14 protein-coding genes are annotated in these 20,955 nt (G+C 71.4%); 7 read left to right on the forward strand and 7 right to left on the reverse strand.

All coding sequences use genetic code 11. The features are described 5' to 3' along the window. Positions 1-28: 28 nt before the first annotated feature. The 4 genes from KBI5_RS01790 to KBI5_RS01805 form a co-directional block, all read right to left on the reverse strand. The gene (locus KBI5_RS01790) at positions 29-1,615 is read right to left on the reverse strand and encodes a glycosyltransferase (RefSeq protein WP_085014126.1); all 1,587 of its coding nucleotides are present in this window, start codon (positions 1,613-1,615) and stop codon (positions 29-31) included. Beyond that, the gene (locus KBI5_RS01795) at positions 1,612-3,030 is read right to left on the reverse strand and encodes a glycosyltransferase family 2 protein (protein ID WP_085014127.1); all 1,419 of its coding nucleotides are present in this window, start codon (positions 3,028-3,030) and stop codon (positions 1,612-1,614) included. Before KBI5_RS01795 ends, KBI5_RS01790 begins: the two co-directional genes overlap by 4 nt. Continuing rightward, positions 3,027-4,289: an ABC transporter ATP-binding protein gene (locus KBI5_RS01800; protein ID WP_011435176.1), complete on the reverse strand. Its 1,263-nt coding sequence runs from the start codon at positions 4,287-4,289 to the stop codon at positions 3,027-3,029. The genes KBI5_RS01795 and KBI5_RS01800 overlap by 4 nt, the downstream gene beginning before the upstream one ends. A gap of 119 nt (positions 4,290-4,408) precedes the next feature. After that, positions 4,409-5,365 carry an ABC transporter permease gene (locus KBI5_RS01805; protein ID WP_085014128.1) on the reverse strand — a complete coding sequence of 319 codons (957 nt, stop codon included), beginning with the start codon at positions 5,363-5,365 and terminating at the stop codon, positions 4,409-4,411. Positions 5,366-5,879: 514 nt separating this feature from the next. Here KBI5_RS01805 and KBI5_RS01810 point away from each other — a divergent pair. Then, positions 5,880-8,468 carry a haloacid dehalogenase gene (locus KBI5_RS01810; protein WP_085014129.1) on the forward strand — a complete coding sequence of 863 codons (2,589 nt, stop codon included), beginning with the start codon at positions 5,880-5,882 and terminating at the stop codon, positions 8,466-8,468. Beyond that, positions 8,465-9,895, forward strand: a complete 1,431-nt coding sequence (locus KBI5_RS01815) for a class I SAM-dependent methyltransferase (protein ID WP_085014130.1) — start codon at positions 8,465-8,467, stop codon at positions 9,893-9,895. The genes KBI5_RS01810 and KBI5_RS01815 overlap by 4 nt, the downstream gene beginning before the upstream one ends. Here KBI5_RS01815 and KBI5_RS01820 read toward each other — a convergent pair. The 3 genes from KBI5_RS01820 to KBI5_RS01830 all read right to left on the reverse strand — a co-directional run bounded on the left by KBI5_RS01820 (position 9,877) and on the right by KBI5_RS01830 (position 15,841). After that, positions 9,877-12,210: a serine/threonine-protein kinase gene (locus KBI5_RS01820; RefSeq protein ID WP_277870075.1), complete on the reverse strand. Its 2,334-nt coding sequence runs from the start codon at positions 12,208-12,210 to the stop codon at positions 9,877-9,879. The two genes, KBI5_RS01815 and KBI5_RS01820, sit on opposite strands and share 19 nt — an antisense overlap. A gap of 366 nt (positions 12,211-12,576) precedes the next feature. Further along, entirely contained in the window at positions 12,577-14,655 is a 2,079-nt protein-coding gene (locus KBI5_RS01825; RefSeq protein WP_241882601.1) for a DUF2142 domain-containing protein, read from the reverse strand. Between the two features lie 511 nt (positions 14,656-15,166). Beyond that, positions 15,167-15,841: a DapH/DapD/GlmU-related protein gene (locus KBI5_RS01830; RefSeq protein WP_198537454.1), complete on the reverse strand. Its 675-nt coding sequence runs from the start codon at positions 15,839-15,841 to the stop codon at positions 15,167-15,169. 263 nt (positions 15,842-16,104) lie between these two features. Between KBI5_RS01830 and KBI5_RS01835 the strand changes: the two genes are divergently transcribed. From KBI5_RS01835 to KBI5_RS01855, 5 genes are all read left to right on the forward strand, one after another. Continuing rightward, positions 16,105-17,037, forward strand: coding sequence for a glycosyltransferase family 2 protein (locus KBI5_RS01835; RefSeq protein ID WP_116289822.1), 933 nt, complete (start codon positions 16,105-16,107; stop codon positions 17,035-17,037). A 5-nt stretch (positions 17,038-17,042) separates the two neighbouring features. After that, positions 17,043-18,236 (forward strand): glycosyltransferase, encoded by a 1,194-nt coding sequence (locus KBI5_RS01840; protein WP_085014134.1) that lies wholly within the window; start codon positions 17,043-17,045, stop codon positions 18,234-18,236. A gap of 151 nt (positions 18,237-18,387) precedes the next feature. Further along, positions 18,388-19,101, forward strand: a complete 714-nt coding sequence (locus KBI5_RS01845) for a class I SAM-dependent methyltransferase (protein WP_085014135.1) — start codon at positions 18,388-18,390, stop codon at positions 19,099-19,101. A 3-nt stretch (positions 19,102-19,104) separates the two neighbouring features. Beyond that, positions 19,105-19,380, forward strand: coding sequence for a hypothetical protein (locus tag KBI5_RS01850; RefSeq protein WP_011435186.1), 276 nt, complete (start codon positions 19,105-19,107; stop codon positions 19,378-19,380). A 105-nt stretch (positions 19,381-19,485) separates the two neighbouring features. Next, positions 19,486-20,901 carry a glycosyltransferase family 1 protein gene (locus tag KBI5_RS01855; RefSeq protein WP_011435187.1) on the forward strand — a complete coding sequence of 472 codons (1,416 nt, stop codon included), beginning with the start codon at positions 19,486-19,488 and terminating at the stop codon, positions 20,899-20,901. The last annotated feature ends 54 nt before the right edge of the window (positions 20,902-20,955 follow it).

Genomic DNA, 20,955 nt, shown 5'->3' on the forward strand with positions numbered 1-20,955 from the left:
CTTTCCGGGAGTGCCACGCCCCGCCGGTTCACCGCTCGTACAACCCGTGCCGGATGGCGATCTCCCGCCATTGCCGCGCGAACGCCGCATCGGAGAAGGTCTGGGCGCGTTCGATCGCCGCGGCGGCGAGCCGACCGCGTAGACCGTCCTCGGCGGCGAGCCGGCGAGTGAAGGAGGCAACCTGCTCCGGGCCGGTCCATCGGTAGCCGTCGATTCCGTGCCGGACGATCTCTCGCTGGCCGGCCCGGTCGATGACGACGGGAACGCAGCCCCCGGCCATCGCCTCGACGGTGGTCATCCCGAAGTGCTCCGCCGTCCAGGGACGCCGGTCATCGTCCTCGCCGTACCCGGTGGCCGACCAGAACACCGAGCTGGTCGAGAGCAGCCGTTCGACCTCGGCGCGCGGGGCATTGGGATGGATCTCCACCGGCAGCCCCGCGCCGGCCGCCCGGACCTGTTCCAGGTAGGGCAGTTGAGAGTCCTCACAGCCGCCGACGACGTGCATCGTCCAGTCGGGCAGGTTGCCCGCACGGTACAGGTCGCCGAACCACTGCACCATCTCCAGCTGTCGCTTGGCGTGGCCGAGGCCGGGGGCGAAGAACCGGCCGACGGTGACGACGGCCTTCTCCCGCCGCGGCGCCGGATGCAACCGTTCCACCTGGATGGGGGGGAACAGCAGGTCGGCGTCGCGCTTCCACAACCGGCGGATCCAGCCGCGGGTGAACCGCGAGTTGGCCATGACCACGTCGTAGCCGTCGAGGTAGCCGAGGTCGGCCGGGTCCCGCAGCAGCCAGGGGAAACGCAGCGGGAGCCGGGCGATCGGCCCCTCGCCACCATCGGTGACCCGGGGGCGGCTCACCGCCACGCCGAGTTCGCGCACGTCCGCCGCGCCTGGCGAGAACGCGTCACTGACCAGGGTGAGCTCGGTACCGTTCGCCGACGGCGGCAGCGATACCTCGAACGGGGTGAAGTCGGTGCCGATCCGCAGCTTGGCCAGCACGCCGCCGTCGGCGTCGAGGAGGCGCAACGCCGTACCGACGGGCGCGCCGGGCCGGCCGATATCGGCGCGCAGGGTGCGCCGCTTGCCCGGGCTGACGGCGAGGATGCCCGCCCCGTTCGTCCAGGTCCACTGCCGGCGGCGGCCRCCCTCCGGCGGGTACCAGCCCTGGCCGAAGCTCACCGCTGGGCGAACCCCGCGCAGCAGCGGCCCGGCCGTGCGGACCGCGGCCTTGCGCCAGGCCGCCATGTCGTGGTCGAACGGCGTCGGGAAGAAGCACAGGTACGCCGAGTGGCGGGCCTTCGGCATGATCCGGCTCATGTACGAACCGTTTACGAACAGGTCGTAGCGTCTGGAGAGGACGGCGATGGCCTCCTCGCCCCGGTCCGGCAACCGCACGTACCGGCAGTCGGCGAGATCCAGCCCGAGATGCTCGCCGAGCGCCGCGAGGTCGACCTCGGAGTGCCCGAGGAGATCGACCACGGCGCCCTCGGCGGCCAGTACCTGGGCGATCATGCCGTTGTGGCGTTCCCCGCCGCCCATGGAGTGCCAGAACCGGTTGTAGACCGCCGCCCGCACCCCGTCGGCCGGTTGGCCGGCTCTCGCGGGATCGTTCATCGGGACACCAGCCAGCTCTGCAGGCTCGCCCGCCGTTGCGCGGCGCTGCGCCCGATCTCGCGCCGGGCCCGCAGCATGTCGGGCAGCAGCCGCAGGTAGGAGCCATACACCCGCAGCCGCAGCAGGGTCGGTCGGATCGCGGGCTGGCTGCGCGCGCGCCAGGCCTGGCGCAGCGTGCGCACCGCGATCGAGACGGTGGTCAGCGGGTAGCGGATCACGGCGGCCAGCGCCATCGGCGCGGTCGCGTCCTTGGTGAGCATCAGCAGCCGGTTGCGGTCGGTGTGGAAGACGAACAGCGGTGACCATTCGACGCTCGACGCCGAGTGGATGTGACGCAGCACCGCCCCCGGGACGTAGCGGATGCCGTACCCGCGGGCCCGGATCCGCCAGGACAGGTCGGTGTCCTCGTAGTAGAGGAAGAACGCGTCGTCGAACCAGCCGAGCTCGTGGCCGAGCGACGAACGGATCGCCATCCCGTTCCCGCAGGCGGTGAACACGTCCTCCGGCTGGTCGAACTGGCCGACGTCGACCTGCTGGTAACCACGGTCGGCACCGTAACCGTCGGTCAGGACGATGYCGCCGACGTTGTTGATGACGTCCACCCGCGGCGCCTCACCGCCGACGGTCAGCGACACCGTCGTCGACTCGGGGCCCACCGCGAGGTCCGCTCGCCCTCCGGCCGACGTGCCGGTCGGGCCGTCCCAGCTCAGGGTGACCTGTTTGCGCGATTCCGCCGCCCAGGTGAACCCGAGGGTGACCGGGCCGCCGTCGGGGATCGGCACGCACAGTTCGCCGTCCCCTCGGGTCCAGAAGTACGGCGAGCCGCTCGGTCCCTCGGCACCATAGGTGAGGTTCTCCCAGAGCACCTCGCGCAACGCCTCGCGCCCGTCCACCGTCACCGAGGACACCCGCACCCCCAGCTCGCGGGAGTCGTGCGGACCCGGGACGAAGGTAGGCGTGTGCAGCCTGATCCGCAGGAACCGGGGGAGGAAGACGACCTTGCCGGTGGTGGCGCCGAGATGCCGGCCGCCGGGCTCGTCGAACGGCGCCAGCAGCGCCGCGAGCCAGGTGGGCTCGGGGATCGCGTCGTTGTTCACCAGGACCGCGAACGGCGTCGTGACCTGGCGCAGCGCCAGGTTGTTGCCGCCGGCGAAACCGAGGTTGCATTCCGCGGGCACCACGCGTACCCAGGGGTAGCGCTCGGCGAGCAGCTCCCGCGAGCCGTCGGACGAGGCGTTGTCGACCACCCAGGTCTGGTAGGCGAAATCCGCCTCCTGCTTGGCGATGCCGTCCAGGCAGGCCGGGAGGAGATGCGCGCCGTTCCAGTTGACGATCACGATGGTCGCCAGCGGCTCGACGGTCTTCGACTCGACGGCCGATCCCGCCTCCGGCCGGGTCGGGCGTTCCTCGCTCATCCGCGCAACCTCGCATCGTAGTCGACCTTGAGCAGTCCGTCCGCCTGCGCACCACCGACGCCGAACAGCTCCTCGAACCGGCGGGTGGTGACCGGGACGCCGGTGGCGGCGTCCGAGACGTGCACCTTCACCGCGAAGGCGCCGAGCAGCTCGGGCAGGCGTGGTACCGAGAAGTCGACGATGTGGCGGCCTGGCCCGATGGCGAGCCCGCCGAGTGGCGTCTCCATCATCCAGATCGGCACCTCGTTCTGGCCGACGATGTAGGTGTGCAGGTACACGTGCTCGGGGGCACCCTCGGTGACGTCGAACTCGACGCTGACGGTGAGGGACTCGCCGGGGCCGTACTGCACGGTGGGCGGCCCGCCCGGCTCGTGGCTGAAGGTGACCGACTCCGGCCTGACCGTGGCGTACTGGTAGGAGACCGGTTCCCCCGCGGGCAGGCTGCCCAGCTTCTGCCGCAGCAGTTTGGTACCCACGGCCGGCGGGCCGTCGAAGAACAGCGACCCGGACTCCAAGACCAGGATGCGATCGCACATGTTCTCGATGAGGTCGAGGGAGTGCGTCACGAACAGGATCGTGCGGCCCTGGGCCCGGAATTCGGCGATCTTGGCCAGGCACTTGCGCTGGAACGCCTCGTCCCCGACGGCCAGGACCTCGTCGACGAGCAGCACGTCCGGGTCGACGTGCACGGCGACGGCGAAGCCGAGGCGGACGTACTGGCCCGACGAGTAGTGCTTGACGTCATCGTCGATCTTGTGGCGCAGCTCGGAGAAGTCGACGATGGAGTCGAAGAGCTGATCGATCTCCCGTTTGGACAGTCCGAGCAGGGACGCGTTGAGGTAGACGTTGTCCCGGCCGGAGAGCTCGCCGTTGAACCCGGCACCGAGTTCGAGCAGCGAGGCGATCCGACCGTGTACCGAGACCCGTCCGTCTGTCGGGCGCAGGATCCCGGCGAGCACCTTGAGCAGCGTCGACTTGCCCGAGCCGTTCGCACCGGCGAGACCGACCGTCTGGCCTCGTCCGATCGTCACGTCGATGTCGCGCAGTGCCCAGAAGTCGTCCCCGGCGGGGCCGCCCCGACGGACGAACCGTTCCTTCAGACTGGTCGCCCGGTTGTGGTACGAGACGAATTTCTTGCTCACTCCGGCGGCCTCGATCACCACGGGCGCCTCGCGCGCCGGGTCGGGTGACGCGGCGGCCTCCCTGCCCTCGGGCGGGGCGGCGGGGCTCGGCGGGTACGCGGACGAGTATCGGGCCACTACTGCTACTCCTTGCTGGCCGCCTGCGGACGTCCCATCATGATCGCACCGCGGTCGGCGTGCTGGCTCCCGGGGCCTTCGGCGGGCGACGAGGACAGGGCCGGTCCGCCACGGGCCGACTACAGATCCTCGGCGAAGTCCGCCTGCAGGGCGCGGAACACGTGCAGCCCCAGCCACAGCAGGGCGAGGGAGATCACCCCGGCGACGGCGAGATGTTCCAGGTAGAACGTGTAACCGGGGTTCGCCAGGATGGGGGCGGAGCCCGTCGAGTTACCCGGGGGTGGATCGTAGATCGCCCGCTGGAACGTGATGACCACGACGGCCATCGGGTTGAGCAGATACACCCAGGTCAGGTCGGCCAACCTGTTCTGGATGAGGCCGAAGGCGTACACCATGGGATTCAGCCAGAACCAGGYGAGCAGCGCCACGTCGAGCAGATGGGCGGTGTCGCGGTAACGCACGTTGAGCGCGCTGACCAGCAGGGACAGTGCCACGGTGAAGGTGAGGGCGACGGCTCCGGCCGGGACGAGCAGCAGCAGCTCGGGGCCGAGCAGGCTGTAGCCGAGCGCGAGGATCACCACGAACAGGACCAGCAGTTGCAGCAGGAAGTGCACCGCGGCGAAGCCGACCGCCGACAGGGGGAGCACGGCGAGGGGAAAGCGGACCTTCTTGACGAGGTTCGCGTTCRCCACGACGCTGCCGCAGGACGCGGACACGCTGCCCGAGAAGGCGTTCCAGACGAGCAGCCCGGACATCAGGTAAATACCGAAGCGGGGGATTCCTGATTTCAGCACGATCTGGAACACGAAGGTATACACGACGAGAAGGAGCATCGGGTTCGCCAGTGACCAGGCGAATCCCAGCGTCGACCCCTTGTACTTGACCTTGAGATCCTTGCGGATGAGATTGCGCAGCAGTTCCCAGCGCACCCTCGTCTGGGCCCGGCTGCGACGGGCCAGCCGGCTCACGTCCAGCGCGTGATGGTGCTCCGGCCCGGGCGGCCCTGGCGRACCGGTCTGCGGCTCCGGGGCGGACGGAGCCACCGGCGGCAGCGCGGCGTCAGCCAGATGTGACACGGCCCGCCCTCCCCGTCTCCCGAACGCGCGGGTACCGCTCGCCGCCATGGCGCGACTGGAGCTGCACCTGTCCGCTCCTCCTCGACACTTCGGCTCGACACTTCGGCTCGACACTCTGGCTCGACGCTTCGGGGACTTGAACACTACCGAGACCGAGGCGCCCCTGGTTCGTCCCACGTCCAAGCGGGTTCCGCGACTCGACCGGCCGTCTTTTCCGGCTACCGAGAGTATCGCCCTGCTTGCGGAAGAATAGTCAATGGTGTCCAGGGTCGAACTGGCCCGCTTCTCGTCAGAATCGGACGGTACCGTGCCATCGCCGGGCGGGCGACGCCACCCACTCCGGTGGCCGACGGCCAGAGCACGGTTCATAGTATTGATCCGTCCATCTGGCTTCGGCCGGCCGAGGCCGCGGGGGAGAATCCCGACGCACGCCGGCCGTCGTGGCTGACCCGGCGGAGGCGGTCGTAACCGGCCGCATGGAGCGGTCGTAACCGGCCGCACGGAGAGGACGGTCGTGTTCACCGACGTCCGGCTACGCGAAGTGTGGTCGCACCTGGAGTCGGGCGGGGCACAGGCCCTGACTCTGGATGTCTTCGACACCCTCCTGTGGCGCATGGTGCCAGAGCCCGCCCATGCCTTCGTGCTGTTGGGCCGGCGGCTCGCGGACGCGGGCCACCTGCCCGCCAGCGTCTCCCCGGGCGAGTTTGCCCGGCTGCGGGTCCACGCCGAGCAGCTGGCCCGCCTGCACGCCGAGGCCACCCGCGGTACCCATGAGGTGCGGCTGGACGAGATCTGGCAGCTGCTGCTGCCTGCGCTACCCGGTGCCCCCGGCGTCCAGGACCTCCTGGACGCAGAGGTCGCGGTCGAACGCGAGCTCTGCCGCGCCGACCTCGCCGTGGTGGAGCTCGCCGAGCTCGCCATGACGAAGCTCGGCCTGCCGGTCTACCTGCTGTCCGACACGTACTTCTCGGCCGGCCAGCTCGAACGGCTGCTGAACCGGCCGGAGCTGGCCGGCGTGCCCTTCACCCACATCTTCACCTCCTCCGACGCAGGGACGTCGAAGAGTGACGGGCTGTTCCAGCACATGCTCGCAGCGTCGAACCTGCGGCCGTCCCGGGTCGTGCACCTTGGCGACCACCCCGTCGCCGACGTCGAGGGCGCCCGCGAGCACGGGCTTGTCGCCATCCATTACCCGAAGTACTCCGGGGCGCTGGAGCAGACCCTTGAGCTCGAGGGTCTGCGTAAGGCGCCGAGCGACGACCTCCCGATCGACCCGGTAGACGGCGACTACGGGATGACCGCGTTGCGAGCCCGGTCACTGCACCGTGCCGACGCCCTCGCGGTCCCCGCGGGGCTGCGCCGGTACTGGGAGGCCGGCGCGACGGTCTTCGGGCCGGTCTTCACCGGTTTCGCGGAGTGGGCTGTGGAACGGGCCCGTGACTTCGGCGCCGACCACATCCACTGCCTGATGCGGGAGGGCGACTTCCTTTCCCGCCTGCTCGTCGGTCCCGGCGAGGATGTCGGGGTCACCATTTCGACGCTGTGGGCGTCGCGGCAGGTGTGCGCGCTGGCCAACGTCTTCGAGGGCAACCCCGAGGAGCTCAGGAGCTTCCTGGTCCGTCGGCACGCGCCGAGTGTGGGGCAGTTGCTGCGCCAGCTCGGGGTCCGGCTGGAGAACGTCGCCGGCATCTCGGCGCTGGCCGACCGCCGCCTCGACGTGCCCGGCCTGCTCGACGACACCCTCGAGGCGCTCTGTTCCGATGAGCGGATCCGCAGCGAGATCGTGCTGACCGCGTCCCGCCTGCGTGAGCGTTACGTGCGCTACCTCGACAGCCAGCTACCCGAGAGCGGCCGGGTCGTCTTCCTCGACCTGGGCTGGGGCGGGACGATCCAGGCGCTGCTCACCCGGCTGCTCGCCTCCACCGGCMGCGGGCTGGACATCCTCGGCCTGTACCTGGCTACGAACCAGGCGGCGATGACGCACCGGTTGGCCGGTCTGGAGCTGGAGGGATATGTTGCGACAAGCGGTCAGCCCGAGACCCTGGCGAACCAGCTCATGCGTAGCCCCGAGGTACTCGAGCAGCTTTGCATGCCCGACGTCGGGTCACTGGTCTCCTTCGACGAGATGGGTAATCCGGTGCTCAGCATCGACCGGACCTCGCGGACGCAGGTCGCCCAGCGAGCCGCCGTCCAGGACGGCGTCCTGGCCTTCCAGCGGGAATGGCTGCGTTACCGGCGCTCGGAGACCCCGATGCCGTCGCTGGCCTGCGCCGGGGCGCGCCAGGCGGGGCTGCGGACGCTGACCCGCTTCGTCGCCCGGCCGACCGCGGTGGAGGCCGCGGCCTTCGGTGCCTGGGCGCACGACGACAACTTCGGCTCCGACGCCACCGAGGGCCTGCTGCCGCCGGAGCTGGTCCGCCGGATGCCGTATCTCACCCCGGCCGACATCGACCGGATCTCCATGCGCGAGCTTTACTGGCCCGCCGGGGTGGCCGGGGTCGCGAACCGGCCGCTGGCCGTGATCAGCGGGCTGGCCGCCGCCGCGGGCATCCCGCCGGAGGAGGTCTCGCCCGAGGCCGCGGCGGGGCCCGTGGAGGTCTACATCGACACGGGCGGGGACTTCGTCAACGGTCCGAAGGAGACGGCGGTCACCCGGTCGGCCCGCGACGGCCTGTCGATCGTCCGGCTCAGCCTGGAGGCGGTCGGGGTACGCCGGATCCGCATCGACCCGGCGGGTCGGCGCGGTCTGCTCCGCCTGGACTGGCTGACGCTGTCCTTTCATATCAACAACACCCCAGAGCCGGACAAGATAACCATCACCTCGCTGGACGATCCCGCCCAGCAGCTCGCCCTCCTCGGCTGCCGGCTGCTCCAGCCGAACCTGGTAGAGATCACCGGGGACGACCCACAGTTCGTCTACACGATCGACCTCGCCACACAGCCGCAGCTCGCCGGGGTCTACGCCCTCGACGTCGAGCTGGCGTTCGGCTGGATGGGCATCCGGGGTGATCCGCTGGCCCTGCCCGCGGCGGAGCCCGCCCGCGACGGTCTGCCGCTGCGGGCGGCCCGCAAGATCCGGCGCGAGCTCGGGGGATCGCGGTGACGGACCACCCGGACTCAGAGCGCAGCGAGGTTCGGGACAGTTTCGCCGAGCTCGCCGCCGTCGCCGCCGGGATGGACRCCGGAACGGACCTCGAGGCCCGACCAGGCACCGGACCGGGCACCGGACCAGGCACGGCGCCCACCTGGCAGGGCGATCATGCCGTCGAGGTCGGGGACGCCGCCGAACCCACGCTGGCGCCCCTGCTCCTGCACTCCCTGTCCGATCTGCGCGAGATCTGGGTGCCGCTGCTGGAGACGTCCGGGGCGCGCAGCATCGCGGAGATCGGTTCCGAGAGCGGGGTCACCACCTCGCTCCTCGTCGACCTGCTGCGCCGTGGCGGTGGCGGGCGGTTAGTGGTCATCGATCCCGAGCCCGGGGTGTCGCCGGCCTCCGGCGGGGGCCTCGATGTGCACGTGATCCGGGGGCACAGCCCGCAGGCGCTCGACGGCCACGCGCCGACCGACGCCTACCTCATCGACGGGGACCACAACTACGCCACCGTGCACGGCGAGCTCACCGAGATCGACCGAGCGGTCACCTTGTTCGGCCGGTCCTACTTTCCCCTGGTGATCCTGCACGACGTCGGCTGGCCGGCAGGCCGGCGCGACCAGTATTACAACCCCGACCGCATTCCCGAGGGCGCCCGGCAGCCGCACTCGTGGGACGTCGGTGTCGAGATCGACAACAGGGAGACGGTTCCCGGGGGATTTCGGGGCATGGGAGCCTTCGCCTGGGCGCTGACCGAGGGCGGTCCGCGTAACGGGGTGCGCACGGCCGTCGAGGACTTCGTCGCAGACCACCCTGACCTGCGTTTCTTCACCGTGGCACCGATCTTCGGGTTGGGCGTGGTGATCGACCGGCGGGCTCCCTGGGCGCGTCGCGTCGCCGACCTGCTCATTCCGTGGGTGTCCAACCGGTTACTTTCCCGCCTGGAGCGCAACCGCATCGACCTCTACCTGCACGTCCTGCGGTTGCAGGACACCGCGGCGGCGGTCGCCCGGGCGCGGCAGCGGGAGTGGGCGCGCCTGGACGACGAGCGCAGCCGGCTCGCGGCCATCGAGCTCGAGCACCTGCACCGTATCGCCCAGCTTGAGCAGGAGGTCGCCGAGCTCCGCCGGCGCGAGCAGGAACGCGAGGAGCGGTGGGCCCAGAGCCACTGGGCGGCCGCGGACGTCGACGAGCCCAAGCTGATGCAGGTCGCGCGGATCGCGAACTCGGTGCTGCGGTCCCGGCTGAGCACCACCGGACAGGACCGCCTGGCGAGGGTACAGACGCGGATCGCCGATGCCGGCGCGGGTCGCGGCGCCCTGCCCGCGCTGCGCCGTCGCTCGGCCACCCCGGTGCCACCCCCGCCGGCAGCGGCGCCGCCGGGCATGCGGCGACCGCCCTCGGAGCGGACCTCGGATGGTCAGCAGACCGGTTGGTAGGGCACGTCTGAGATGTGGCGCTGCCATTCGGCATCGGTGATCTGCTTCGACGGGTCGGCGCACGCGGCGGCGATCAGGTCGGCGTCACCGATCCGGCTGATGCGCACGGTGTAGTCGTCGCTTGCCGTGGCGATGCTGTGGCTGTCCGGTGTCCACGCCAGGGCCTGCACCCAGTCCCCGTGCCCGGTGATGGTGCCGATCGCCGGCGGCCGGCCCGGTTCGGTGACATCCCACAGGTGCACCGTGGTGTCCCAGCCCGCGGTGGCCAGGGTCCTGCCGTCCGGGCTGAACGCCACGTCGAACACCCATTTCTCGTCGGCCGGGAAGGAAGYGGTGGCCGCCGGCCGAGACGGATTGGTGATGTCCCAGATTCGGGCCGTACCGTCATAGGCGCCCGTGGCGAGGCGCCGGCCGTCCGGGCTGAAGGCGACCGCCCACACGTAGTCGGTGTGCGCGGTGATGGCCGCGAGCGGTCGCGGCCGGCGCGGATCGGTGACGTCCCACAGCCGGGCCGTCCGGTCGGCGCTGGCGGTCGCCAACAGGTGACCATTCGGGCTGAACGCGACCTCGTTCACCCAACTGGTGTGGCGGTCGAGCACGGACAGTTGACTGGGGCGGCGCGGATCGGTGACGTCCCACAGCCGGGCCGTGTTGTCATAGCCCGAGGTGGCGAGGACCTTCCCGTCCGGGCTGAACGCGGCGTCGAGTACCCAGCCGTTGTGTCCGAGGATGACGGAGAGTTCGACGGGGTGGCGCGGATCGCCGAGGTCCCACAGGATCACCGACCGGTCGTAGCTGACCGTGGCGAGCAGCCGTCCGTCCGGGCTKAACGCCGCGTCGAGCGTCCACGAGGTGTGCCTGGCCAGGGTGGCGAGCTTCACCGGATGGGAACGCGCGGAGATGTCCCACAGCTGGACGAGGTTGTCGGCACCGGTCGAGGCCAGCAGGCGCCCGTCCCGGCTGATGTCCACACCGAGCGCCGACTGCGTGTGCCCGTCGAGCACCGTCGCCGTCGCGGCGGCGAAGGAGGTGCGCAGGGCGGCGCGGGCCTCCCGCACCGGGCTGATGCGGTAGGCCGCCAGGGACAGCCGGGCGGCCAGGTTCGCATCGGAGTTGCGGACGGCCTCGGCGGCCAGAGCGACGCGAGCGGCCGTCTCCTCCCGGCTCGGCCGCCGGTCACTGCCGGTGGTGAGCGCGAATGGTATGAGGGCCGCGATGAGCAGGACCGCGAGGAGCGGGGCGGCCAGCAGCGCGACGCGGCGCCAGTTCCACCGGCCGCGGTCCCGTGCCGACAGGTCGACGGGCGGCCCGGCGCCGACCGACCCGCTTGAGGCAGACCCGCCCGGGGCAGACATCTGTCCGGGCGCGCAGCGGTCCGGGTCGGTCCGCTGCGGGGGCGCGGGCATCGACACCCCGGCACGGATGACGCGGGTCACCTCCGGGTCGGGATGCGTGGTCGGACCCATTCCGACCAGACGCAGGAACAGCTCCTGGGCACTCGGCCGGGTGGCCGGGTCCTTGCGCATGGCCTCTTCGACGATCGGCCGCAGGGCTGGAGCGAGACCGTCGAGCAGTGGTTCGCGGTGTACGACGCGGTAGAGCTGCACCGGCGTCGGCCCGTCCCCGAAGGGGAAGGAACCGGTGCCCGCATAGGTCACCAGGCCACCCCACGCGAAGACGTCCGCCGCCGCCGTCACCGGCTCGCCGTTGGCCTGCTCCGGGGCCATGAACGCCGGTGTACCGATCCGCTGGATCTCCTGGCTGAGCATCGTCGGGGCGTCCAGCGCCCGGGCGATGCCGAAGTCGATGACGCGGGGACCCAAGGCTGAGAGCAGCACGTTGGACGGTTTGAGATCACGGTGTACGAGGCCGGCGCCGTGGATGGCGGTCAGCGCCGCGGCCACGCTGACCGCGACGCGCTCCAGGTCGGCCGACCGCAGCGGGCCGTCCGCGGCCACCGTCTGGGCGAGGGTGAGGCCGTCGATGTACTCGGTGACGAGGTAGGGCCGCCCGTCCGGCGGATCGACGACGCCGAGTACCTCGGCGGTGCAGAAGCGGGCGACCCGGCGCGCGATGTCGGCCTCCCGGCGGAACCGGGCCCGGAACTCGGGCACCCGGGCCAGGTCGGGCCGAATGACCTTGACCGCGACGAGCCGGCCGGCGTGCTCGGCGACGTCCGGCCTGCCCCGCCCGAGGAAGACGGTCCCCATCCCGCCCTCACCGAGGCGTCCCAGCAGCGTGAACTGGCCCAGTTCGGTCGGGTCGCCGCTGTCGAGGGGCTCGATGGACGGCCCCGTCAGACCGCTGCCGCCCACCGGGCCGAAGCCCGGCGCCGAGGACGTCCCCCGTCCCGACCGAGCGGCGGGTCCGGAGGGCGTCTCGGGTCCCACGGGGTTCGCTTCGGAGGCGGGGTCGGGTCGAGCGGGCGATGCGGACGGGGRCGCCACCGTCCCCGCGTTGCCCGTCTCCCGCTTGCGGCGCAAGACCCCTCCCGAACCGAGATGGTTGACATCGCGGATCCTATGCGCCTCGGAATCACCATCCGAGGCCCCCGAGCCCCGATGCGCAGCGCCGCCGTGGCCGGTTGCGCCTTGTCCGAGGCCCAGGATTCAGTGTTACTCTCCGTGAGAGAACGCGCACGATGGTCGGATGGTTTCCGGTTCCTTGTCGGCGATGCCGGATCAGGGGGAGCGCGGATGCCCCGCGGCGGAGGGGCCCTGGCCGGTGGGCTCCGGACTCGTGCCGGCCGCCGGGCCCGAGCCGGTGACCGCCTTCGAGCCGGTGGTGGCATCCGGCGCGCCGGCGGTCCGCGGCCGTTTCGGCGGCAGGTGCGACGGATACGGCGCGAGGGGTGGAGCCGGCCGCTGTCCCGTCGATGGCGACCGTCCCCTGGACGAGGACGGAGGCTGAGCGGGGGCCCCGCCGGCGGAGCGGGTGGCCGGACCGCCGGTGACAAGGACCCCGATGCAGCAGGCCAGGGCTGCCACGGCGAGGACGCACACCGCGCCGGCAAGCCACGTCAGGGCGCCCTGCGGCCATGGGGCCCACGCCACCATCGCGTCCCACGCGTCGCTGAGGTCGCCGCCCGTGGGTCGCCAGAAGTGCGGAAACACCATCGAGATCGCCCAGGCCTGCAGGGTGGTCGCGCCGGCCAGGAAGAGCAGCGGCATGATCCGGGAGAGATAACGGCCGGTCGCCGCCGCACCCATCCCGACCCCGATCGCCAGCGACGCCAGGCCCGCGTACAGGTAGCGGCCGGAGATCCCGCTGACGTGGAAGTACCTGTCGAAGTTCTTCGCGGACTGCARGGTCATCAGGCCGAACAGCGCCCAGGTGGGCCAGAGCAGGAACAGCAGGTCCACCCGGATGCGTCCGGTCCGGGCCCGGATGAGGGCGAGGGCGAAGAAGACGATGACGACGGCGGTGCCCGTGCGCACCGGGACCGTCGTCAGGTTGACCTCGAACCATCCGAAGGATCCCCACCAGCGCAGGATCGTCCCGTTGATCAGCAGCTCGGTGTAGGCACCCCAGTCGTCGCCCAGATACTGGCCGAGCGGGAATCCCGGCGTCTCCGGTTGGAAGGTGCCGTAGCGGACGATGTTGACGATCCACCACCAGCCGCCGAGSGCGATCGCCAGCGCGCCGCCAAGCAGCAGCTGGCGCCAGGGCACGCGAAGCGCGGAGGCGGGTGGTCCCGCGGGTCCGGCCTCGGCGAGCAGGAAGGGCTCCGTCCCGGTGGGGTGAGGGCCCGTTGTGCGGGGGCCGGTTGTGCGGGGGCCGGCGGGGTAAGGGGTGGCCGGGTAAGGGGCGATGGCGRCTGGTCCGGTTACTGCCACGGCGACCGCTGGTCCCCGCGCCCACGCAGCCCGGGCGTCGCGTCGGGCCCGGCCCCAGGCGACGAGGTAGGCCAGCGCCGCCATGGGAACCAGCGTGATCGCCAGTGACTTCGTCATCAGGGCGAGGCCGACGAAGACCCCCGTCCAGGTCGCGGTGCGCAGGGAGGTGTCCCCGCGCAGCACGTAGACGATCGAGACCGTGGCCAGGCCGCTGGTCAGAACCAGCAGGTTGTCGTTGTTGACGCTGGATCCGATGTGGGTGAGCTGGGGGATCCCGAGCGGTACCAGGGCGGCACAGATCCCCGCCACCCGGCTGCCACCGCTGAGCCGGTTCGCCCCGGCCCAGGCGAGCAACGGCAACGGCGCGACCATTGCCACGCTGATCAGGCGCAGGATCCCGATGATCTCGTCCCAGCGCAGGTGGTCGCCACCGCCGGGGACGGCCTTGAGAATCATGGCGTCAACCCAGTAGTACAGCGGGGGATGCTGCACGAGCTGCTGGATGCTACCCTCCGGCGCCGGCGTCCGGTCCAACTCCTCCCAGCTGGGACGATCGTGGCGGGGGACGGCGTCGGCCGCGGTGAACGGGCCGGCGGACAGGTCGCGGGGCCGCTCCTCGGATCCGTAGGGGGCAGCCATGATCGCCCCCACGCCGCCCTGCGTCACGATCGCATGGCCCGGATGCGGCCAGCCCTTGCCCTCGACGAGCCGCATCACAGCGTCCACGTGGTTTGGTTCGTCGGGCGCATGGTATTGCGGCATCATCACCGACCAGCCGGCCAGCAGCGCGGTGAAGAGCAGGGTGATCACCCAGATGGCCGCGGGGATGGTGCGGAGAATCCCCCACGGCCGGAAGCGCGTCCCCATCGGGAACACGTCTCCGCCGGCCTCGGCGTCGGCGCGGGCCGTTGCGGTCGAATCCACAGAGTCACCCACGAGTGGCAGAGTCCCATCGGACGAAGGTGGAGTCATGCTACGGACCCCCGATTCCCCGTCGACATCATGGGTGCCCTTCTCCCGTCAGCCCTGGTCGCGCACGGTGGTGAGGGTGCTCCCGGGCGGGTGTCCAGACCGTTGTCGCGGTGTTCCYGGACCGTCAGTGTTCCCGGACCATCAACGTCGCAGCCCGCAACCATCATCCTGACCGCCCGAGGGCCGGTTCACCGTCATTGAATCGGGAGGTCGATACGGATGTCCTCGGCTATCCGGCTGCGAAGTCCGCCGGATAGCAGGACCTGTCGGATAGCAGGATCTGTCGGATTTCGGCGAGGCGAAGATTCCGGTTTAGGCGTGGCCGCGGAGGTGTCCGCGTGGCACGCGGACAGCCGAGGCCGCCTTTGACGTCCGACTGCCCCCGACGTCCGGCTTCCCACCCTGGCGTCCGAGGTCCGAGGTCCGAGGTCCGGCGTCCGGAGCGCGTGATCCGGACGCCGGATCAGCGCCAGGAGTCGATGTGGCCGACGATCTTCGCGGGGGATCCGGCGGCGACGGCTTTGGGCGGCACGTCCCGGGTCACCACCGAGMCCGCGGCGACGACGGCGCTCTCGCCGATCGTCACGCCCTTGAGCACGATGGCCCCCGCGCCGATCCAGGCCCGGTCCTCCAGCACGATCGGTCCGCTCATCGGCTGCTCCACGCCGTCGACGACCATCGGGTGAAAGTCGTTGTCGAGTAGCTGGGTGTCCCACGAGACGTTGCAGCAGGCGCCGATCGAGACGCGTTCGCGCACGAGGATCTTGGCGAACCCGTTGATGTTCGCCCCGGGGCCGAGTTCCAGCACGCCCGAGTCGACGACGATCCGCACGCCCCGCTGCAGCGACACGACACCTTCGCAGCGCAGGCGGCCCTCGGGATGCACCCGGATGATCGAGGTATCGCGTCGGGTCGACAGCCCGAACGCGCCGAGCCCCACCCGCAGCGCCGCGCCCTCGGCGAACTCGATGCGCTCCCGGCCTTCGATCACGGTGGGGGAACCGGTCCAGATCGGTTGCCTGTATGCGAGCGGGTAACGCAGCCCGGCCACGAACGAGCGGGCCGAGGTCTCCTGCGCCGCCCRCAGCGAACGAACGTGCCGCACATACTCCCGCAGATCACTTTTGAACGCACCCACGGAGCAACAGTAGGCGCTGCCCAGGTGGCCGGACCGCCCGGCTGTCGGCTCGCCGGGTCGGGCGTGCCACCCTAGAGTCGTGCGCGAGCCCTCGACGGAGCGTGCACCACCGCCACGGACCGGCGATCGGAGCGGGAACGACGACGTCGGACCGCCAGGACGCCGGCCCGGGACGCCGCTGGGCCGGAACGACGACCGGGAGCCACACCGACGTGAGTGTCAGCGCCATCCACCGACCTGAACATCCGCAGGCCGGCACCCCAGTGCAGGCGGCTTCCGGGGACGGCGTCGCCGCCGTCGGTCCGGACGCCCCCTACGTGACCATCGTGCTGCCCTGCTACAACGAGCAGGACCATGTGCTGCTCGAACTCGAGCGCATCACCGCCGCGATGGACGCGAGCGGTTACTCCTACGAGGTCCTGGCGATCGACGACAAGTCGACCGACAACACGCTCGCGGTGCTGCGCGAGGTGGCCCCGCGGTTTCCGCGCATGCGGGTGATGCCGTTCCGCCGCAACGGTGGTTCCGGCACGGCCCGCCGGATCGGGACCCAGGAGGCCCGCGGCAAGATCGTCGTCTGGACCGACGCGGACATGACGTACCCGAACGAGCGCATCCCGGAGTTCGTCCGTTACCTGGACGACAACCTCGACGTCGACCAGGTCGTCGGGGCGCGCCGCACCGAGGAGGGCACTCACAAGTGGGCCCGGGTGCCGGCGAAATGGTTCATCCGGATGATCGCCCAGCGGCTGTCCGGCATGAAGATTCCCGACCTCAACTCCGGGCTTCGCGCCTTCCRCCGGGACGTCTCCCTGCCCTATCTGCGGCTGCTGCCCCCCGGTTTCTCCTGCGTCACCACGATCACGATGTCCTTCCTGTCGAACCAGCATCCGGTGGATTACATCCCGATCGATTACGCAAAACGGTCCGGAACGTCGAAGTTCCATCCCTTCCGGGACGCGCGGCGTTACATCCTTCAGGTGCTGYGGATGGTGATGTACTTCGATCCGATCAAGGTTCTCATGCCGGTCGCCCTGTGGATCATGGGCTTGGGTTTCGTCAAGCTGATCGTGGACCTGATCCGCTACGACTTCCATGTGGCGACGTCAACGCTGCTGGCGATTCTGGTCGGCTTCCAGATCGTCGTGCTGGCGTTGATCGGCGATCTGGTGGCCCGCTCGCGCAGCGACACCTGACCGGCGTGCGCATCGCGATCGTCGGTCCGACCCATCCCTACAAGGGGGGGATCGCGCAGCACACCACCGAGCTCGCGCACCGGCTGTCGGCGCGGGGCCACGAGGTGGCGGTCGAGTCCTGGTCGGCGCAGTACCCCGCGCGGCTCTATCCCGGCGTGCAGCGCGTCACCGAGCCCGAGATGGAGCCGTTCGAGGTCACCCGCTACCCGTTGTCGTGGCGCCGGCCGGACGGATGGATCCGGCTCGGCARGCGCCTGCGGCGGCAGGCCGACGCGGTGATCCTGGTCGTCGTCACTCCCGTGCAGGCCCCGGCGTACCTGGGCGTCCTCGGCRCACTGCGGGCCCGGGGGCCGCGCGGCCGGGGCACGGCTTCCGGGCGAGCGGGTTCCGGGGGTGCGGACCCCGGGGGTGCGGGTCCCACGGTCGTCGCGCTCTGCCACAACGTCCTGCCACACGAGCGCCGGGCCGTGGACGAACCGCTGACCAGTGCGGTGCTGCGCCGGTCGTCGGCTGTTCTCGTCCACACGCCGGCCCAGGCGGAGCTCGCCGCGCGCCTCACCCCTGCTCCGGTCCTGGTGGCCGAGATGGCCACGCACCTGTGGTCCTCGGCTCTGTCGTCCTCGCCGCCCGGGCCGGTGGCCGGCCGCGGTGGGCCATCCGCCGACGTCACCCGGCGCAACCTGCTGTTCTTCGGGCTGGTGCGGCCGTACAAGGGACTGGACGTCCTGCTGCGGGCGTTGGCCCGCGGGCCGGCGGACGTCCGTCTCACCGTCGCCGGCGAGTTCTGGGGCGGGACGGGGGAGATCGCCCGGCTGGTCGAGGAGCTCGGCCTGGCCACCCGGGTGGACCTGCGGTCGGGCTATGTCGACGCGGCGGAGGTGCCCGCGCTGTTCGCTGGTGCCGACGCCCTGGTGCTTCCCTACCGGGCCGGAACGGCGTCGCAGAACGTCGGTCTCGCGCACCTGCACGGCGTGCCGGTCGTGGCGACCACGGTGGGAACGCTCGCCACCACGGTCCGCGATGGGGTGGACGGTCTACTCGTGCCGCCCGACGACGCGGAGGCGCTGGCGGTGGCGCTGCGGCGGCTCTACGAGCCCGRCGTGCTCRCCGGTTTGCGCTCGAAGGTCATACCGCCGGACGTTGACGGGGCGTGGGAGCGTTACCTTGATGTGACGTTGGGCGCGCTTGGGCGCACATGAGCCGTGGCRCATACGCGAGTCACGGCCCATCCATGGGTCACGGCCCATCCATGGGTCACGGCCCACGGGTGAATCGTGGACTCGGAAGGCGGAGTGGAATGAGCAAGGCGGACCGGATCGGCGGGGCTGACTGGACGGGCGGGGCCGACCTGTGAGCCCGGTGCGGGACGACGCCCTCGCCTTCGTGGGCCATCAGGTACATGTCATGCGCCGCCGGGAGGTCGGCACCCTGCTGTCGTGGGCGGGAGAACTGGCCGGGCGCACCCTGCTCGATGTGGCCGGCGGTGACGGCTACTGGGCCGGCCAGGCCGTCCGTCGCGGGGCTCGGGCGGTGTGCCTCGACCTCGCCCGGCACAAGCTGCAGTTCGGTCGCCGGCTGCGCGGGCATCCCGGGCTCGTCGAGGGGGACGCCTTGGCGCTGCCGTTCGCCGCGGCCACGTTCGACGTCGTCATGTCGGTCTGCGCCATCGAGCACTTCGACGATGGTCCGGCCGCGCTTGCCGAGATGGCGCGGGTGCTGCGTCCGGGTGGCGACCTGGTGATGTCCGCCGACGCCCTCACCCGGGCGGCGTCCTGGCCGGACCTGTTCGACCGGCACCGCGAGCGCTACCACGTCAGGCACACCTATTCCGGCGACCATCTCGCCAAGCTGCTCGATGATGTCGGGCTTGAGGTCATCCGGCAGACGTACATGTTCCGCAGCGAACGCGCCGAGCGGCTCTACCTGACTTTGTCCGCCAAGGGCGGCAGGACGGGATGGAACGCCGCGGCCGTGCTCTCGCCGGCCGTCRCCCTGTCGGACCGGCGGGCTCCCGACACCGCGGGCAGCGTCGTACTCACCCACGCCCGCAGACGGGAGGGCTGAACGATGGCGCCCGCCGGCCGGTCGGCAGGCCCGGGCCCCGGCCGTGAACCGCGCCGGCAGCCGGAGCACGACCCGCGGACGGGCCCGCCGGCGCCCCCCACCTCCCTGCGCAACCAGCGCATCCTCGCCGCCGTCCTGACAGTGCTGCTGTTCGGGCTGATCGTGGCCGGGACGGGTGCCGGGTTCGCGCTCTTCGGCCATCGGGGCTGGGGATACCTGGTCGGCGGGATCTCCTGCGTCGTGATGGTACTCGCGGCTCTGCGCGCCCGCGGCCGCTGACCCGCTGACCCGCTGACCCGCCGGCCCGCTGACCCGCCGGCCCCGGCTGTCCGGGGACCGGGCCGGCTGTCCGGGGACGGAGGAGGCAGGGGCAGACTGTGACCCGTGCGTGTGGGTTTCCTTGTCGAGCAGCTGCTCGCGCCGGTTCCCGGCGGGACCGGGCGCTACTCCGCCGAACTCGCGGCGGCGCTCGCCCGCACCGCCGCTCCCGAGGATCGGGTGACCGGGTGGTGTGCCGGGCGCCGAGAGGTCGGTCCGGCCGTGCTGCCCGGCGTCCTCGGTCCGTTCCGGCTCGGTCTGCCTCGCCGCGCACTCGCCGTGGCCTGGGCGCGTGGCGTGGGTCCGGCTCCGACGGGGGTAGACGTCATTCACGCTCCGACCCTGCTGGTGCCACCCGCGGGTGGCACCCGGGGGTTCGTGACCGGTTCGGTGGCGGACGCCCTGCGCGGCCTCGACGACCGGACCGGGTCCCGGCGCGGGCAACGGTCCGGTGGCTCCCGGCGTTCTCCTGGTTATCGGCGTTCTCCTGGTTATCGGTGCTCCCCTGGTTATGTGGACTCATATCCACCTTCCGGACTTTCCGGCGCGCCGCCCCGTCCGTCGCTGGCTTCCTGGGCCTCCGGAACCGTCGCGCCGGCCCTGGGCGATGCCCTGGACCGGCGCCGGCCGCGCCCGAAGCTCGTCGTGACGATCCACGACGCCGTTCCCTGGACGCATCCCGAGACCCTGACCCCGCACGGGGTCCGGTGGCACCGGCTGATGGGCGAACGGGCCGCACGCCACGCCGACGCGATCGTCGTGCCGACGCTCGCGGTGGCGGCCGAGATCGCCCGGCATCTGCCGATCCCCGAAGATCGCCTGCACGCGATCGGGGAGGGAGTCGCCGACGCGGTGGTCCGGGTTCCGCCCGATGCCGACGCCCGCGCCGCGCGGATGGGGCTACCCCCTCCGGGGCGTTATCTACTCACCCTCGCCACGCTCGAACCCCGTAAGGGCCTCGACACCGCGCTCGCGGCGCTGCGACGACCGGACGATCCGGGCCTGCCGTTGGTCCACGTCGGCGCGACCGGCTGGGGTGGGCTGGACGTGCGCGCGGCGGCGGCCAGGCACGGTCTGGGCGCGGACCGGGTGCGCACCCTTGGGCGGCTCAGTGACGAGGATCTCGCCGTGGTCCTGTCCCGTGCGGGCGTATTGCTCGCGCCGAGCCGGTCGGAGGGCTTCGGGCTGCCGGTCGTCGAGGCGATGGCGCACGGTGTGCCGGTCATCGTCTCGGATGCCCCCGCGCTGGTCGAGGTCGGCGGGGACGCCGCCGTGGTGGTCGGGGTGGACGACCCGGCCGCGCTGGGCGCCGCGGTGGCGAAGGTCATGGGCGATCCGGACCTGCGGGGGCGGCTGTCGGAGTCTGGACGTCTCCGTGCCCGGTCATTTACCTGGAAAGGGGCAGCACTGGCGACGTGGGCGCTCTACCGTCGAGTCAGCGGTTCCCCCGCCGTGTCCGTCGCCGACGACGGGCGGGCGTAGTGTTGCCCCCGTTGAGAAGCAAGCGGTCACCGTGAAGCAAGCGACCACCCCGTC

Source organism: Frankia sp. KB5 (genome assembly GCF_002099325.1).
In the GTDB taxonomy this organism is placed as follows: Bacteria; Actinomycetota; Actinomycetes; order Frankiales; family Frankiaceae; genus Frankia; species Frankia casuarinae.

Bases quoted from the DNA above. Each gene is read 5' to 3' on its own strand.
- KBI5_RS01850 (WP_011435186.1), top strand. From the start codon at position 19,105: ATGGCGCCCGCCGGCCGGTCGGCAGGCCCGGGCCCCGGCCGTGAACCG.